The 3144-nt window shown below is 35.0% G+C and carries 4 protein-coding genes; all 4 read left to right on the top strand.

The genetic code is table 11. The features are described from left to right. Positions 1 to 21: 21 nt before the first annotated feature. Positions 22 to 1053 carry a phosphoribosylaminoimidazolesuccinocarboxamide synthase gene (purC, locus tag COZ07_RS04415; protein ID WP_406607375.1) on the top strand — a complete coding sequence of 344 codons (1032 nt, stop codon included), beginning with the start codon at positions 22 to 24 and terminating at the stop codon, positions 1051 to 1053. 126 nt (positions 1054 to 1179) lie between these two features. Beyond that, on the top strand, positions 1180 to 1428 hold the full coding sequence (gene purS / locus COZ07_RS04410) for a phosphoribosylformylglycinamidine synthase subunit PurS (RefSeq protein ID WP_406607374.1): 249 nt from the start codon (positions 1180 to 1182) through the stop codon (positions 1426 to 1428). Further along, the gene (purQ, locus tag COZ07_RS04405; RefSeq protein WP_406607373.1) at positions 1429 to 2130 is read left to right on the top strand and encodes a phosphoribosylformylglycinamidine synthase subunit PurQ; all 702 of its coding nucleotides are present in this window, start codon (positions 1429 to 1431) and stop codon (positions 2128 to 2130) included. A gap of 144 nt (positions 2131 to 2274) precedes the next feature. Continuing rightward, on the top strand, positions 2275 to 3144 hold an 870-nt coding region (locus tag COZ07_RS04400; RefSeq protein WP_406607376.1), incomplete at its 3' end, for an AIR synthase related protein.

The raw sequence follows: 3144 nt of genomic DNA, 5'->3' as shown, positions 1-3144 counted from the left end.
TGTAGAGGGGAGCATTGATTAATGGGGAGTGTAAAAGATTTAATAGTATTAGAAAAGCCATTAAAAAACAAAAGTGGTAGAGGAAGATTTGTTTTTTCCGATCGTTACTCAGTCTTTGATTGGGGGGAGATGCCTGACCAGATAGAAAACAAAGGTAAATCTTTGTGCCTTTCAGCTGCTTATTTTTTTGAAAAACTGGAGACTATGGGAATAAAAACACATTATCAGGGTTTAGTAGAAGATGGTAAGTTAAATAGGTTAGTTGATATTAAAGAACCAGTTGAGGTTATGGAAGTAAAATTGATTAGAGTACTACCACCCCAACCAGAAGGTAATTTTTATAATTATTCCATTTATAAGCATGAAAACAATAATTTTTTAATTCCTCTGGAGATTATTTACCGCAAATCTCTTCCGGAAGGCTCCAGTGTATTTAAAAGATTAAAAGAAGGGAATTTAAAATTAAAAGAGTTAGGTTTGAAAGATATTCCCCTCTCTGGTCAAACTTTAAACCAACCTTTTTTAGATGTTTCTACCAAGCTTGAATCCAGTGATCGATATCTGAATTGGAAAGAAGCTAAGGAGATAGTTAATTTTAAAGATGATGATATTAAAGAGATAAAAAGGATAACCTTATTGGTTAATAAATTAATAACTAAAGAAGTAGAAAAAATAGGTTTAAAATATGAAGATGGTAAGATAGAGTTTGGGTTTGATGAGAAGAGAAATCTTTTATTAGTAGATGTTCTGGGTACTTTAGATGAGTGTCGCTTCACTTTTGATGGAATTCCAGTAAGTAAAGAGATTGCTCGGATATTTTATCGAAAGACTTCTTGGTACCAAGAGATTAGTGAGGTAAAAAAGAAAGATAAATTGAACTGGAAAAATAAAGTAGACCTTGCTCCACCTCCTTTACCCCCTGATTTAAGAGAGCTAATTACAATGGCCTATTGTGCTTTTACTAATGAAATTACCGGGAGGAAATGGTTTAAGAACATTCCTTCTATGCGAAAAGTATTAGAAGAAACAAGTCGAATAATAAATAGAGTTTAGCGGGGATAGTGTAATAATAGACAGGCGAGCCTGTCCTCGTGAAAACGGGGAACGCCTGTCCTACGAAGTGTAAATTGGTAAATTGGAGAATCGGCGAATTGGTTAATTTGCATAAAGGAGGGTAAAATGTGGTCGGTAAATATATTTATTAATTTAAAAAAAGGAGTTTTAGATGCTCAAGGAGCAGCTACGCAAAATGCTTTAGAATCATTAGGATTTGGAGAAGTAAAAGAAGTTAGGATAGGAAAATGTTTAAATATTAAGATAGAAGCTAAAACTCAAAAAATAGTCCGTCAAAGAGTTGAAGATATGTGTAAAAAATTATTGGCCAATCCAGTGATAGAAGATTTTAGTTATAAAATTGAGGTGTTATAGGTGAAGTTTGGGGTAATCCAATTTCCTGGTTCAACGTGTGATTATGATTGTTTTTATGCCCTGAGAGATGTTTTAAAAGTGCAGGTAGACTTTATCTGGCATAGGGAGACTAATTTAGAGAGTTATAATGGTATAATTCTTCCCGGTGGTTTTTCTTATGGTGATTATTTAAGAGTAGGAGCGATAGCTAGATTTTCACCGATTATGAAAGCAGTAAAAAAGTATTCCGATGACGGTGGGTTAGTATTGGGAATTTGTAATGGATTTCAAATTCTAGTAGAGGCAGATTTGCTACCGGGTCTATTAATTAAAAATAACTGTTTACATTTCTTATGTCGTTATTTATACCTTAAGGTGGAAAATAATAGTACTCCTTATACTCACCTTTGTGAAAAGGAGCAGGTTTTAAAGATACCTATTGCTCATGGCGAAGGGAATTATTACGTAGATAAAAATACCTTAAGAGAACTTATTAAGAATAATCAGATTGTTCTTAGATATTGTGATGCTAAAGGGGAGATAACTACTGAGGCCAATCCTAATGGCTCTATTTATAACATTGCCGCGGTGTGTAATAAAAGAGGTAATGTTTTGGGGATGATGCCACATCCAGAACGATGCGTTGAAGACTGTTTGGGGTCTGCTGATGGGAAATATATTTTTAACTCTATTTTAGATTTTAAAAAAAAGCGTAAAATATAAAACTATAACTTAAAATTTAAAATTGAGAAAAGTTATAAATTTTGAATTATGATTTTAAGTTTTTACTTTGACGAGATACAAGATATGAACAACGAGATACGATAAAATAGGAGATTAATAGTGAAGAGTTATAACCAAGAAAAAGTGTGGAAAAAATGGGGGCTTACCCCGGCTGAATATAAAAAGATAAAAGAAGATTTAAAGAGAGAACCGAATGCAGTAGAATTAGGAATGTATTCAGTAATGTGGTCTGAACATTGCAGTTATAAGAATTCCAAACCACTTCTTAAATTATTTCCTATTTCTGCGGAATGGATTATCCAGGGTCCCGGTGAAAATGCGGGAATTATTGATATAGGGGAAGATCAAGTTATAGTAATGAAAATGGAGAGTCATAACCATCCCTCAGCAGTGGAACCTTTTCAGGGAGCGGCCACCGGCATCGGAGGAATAGTCAGAGACATATTGGCTATGGGAGCTCGTCCAATTGCTTTATTGGATTCTTTAAGGTTTGGAAGCCTTGATAATCCTCATACTCATTACCTTCTAAAAGGAGTGGTAGAGGGTATCTCTTTTTATGGTAATTGTATTGGAGTACCAACCGTGGCAGGTGAAACCTATTTTTCACAGAGTTACCAAAATAATATTCTGGTAAATGTAATGTGCGTAGGTATAGCCAGAAAAGATAAAATATTTCGGGCAAAAGCTCAAGGGGAAGGGAATCCCGTAATATTGGTAGGAGCAAGGACTGGTAGAGATGGTATCGGAGGGGCAAGCTTTGCTTCAGAAGAATTAGATGAAGATTCGGATGAAGATCGTCCAGCGGTTCAAATAGGAGATCCTTTTACTAAAAAATTATTAATTGAGGCTTGTTTAGAATTAATTGAAACAGACTATGTAGTGGGTCTTCAGGATTGTGGAGCGGCAGGCCTTACCAGTGCACTTGGTGAAATGGCCAGTCGGGGGGATAGTGGAATAGAAGTAGAGCTATCAGAAGTTCCTCAACGAGAAGAA

Source organism: Candidatus Infernicultor aquiphilus, assembly GCF_002784285.1.
GTDB lineage: Bacteria > Atribacterota > Phoenicimicrobiia > Phoenicimicrobiales > Phoenicimicrobiaceae > Infernicultor > Infernicultor aquiphilus.
This window is presented reverse-complemented; position numbering and strand designations above follow the sequence as displayed.

Bases quoted from the DNA above. Each gene is read 5' to 3' on its own strand.
- purC (WP_406607375.1), top strand. From the start codon at position 22: ATGGGGAGTGTAAAAGATTTAATAGTATTAGAAAAGCCATTAAAAAAC.
- purS (WP_406607374.1), top strand. From the start codon at position 1,180: ATGTGGTCGGTAAATATATTTATTAATTTAAAAAAAGGAGTTTTAGAT.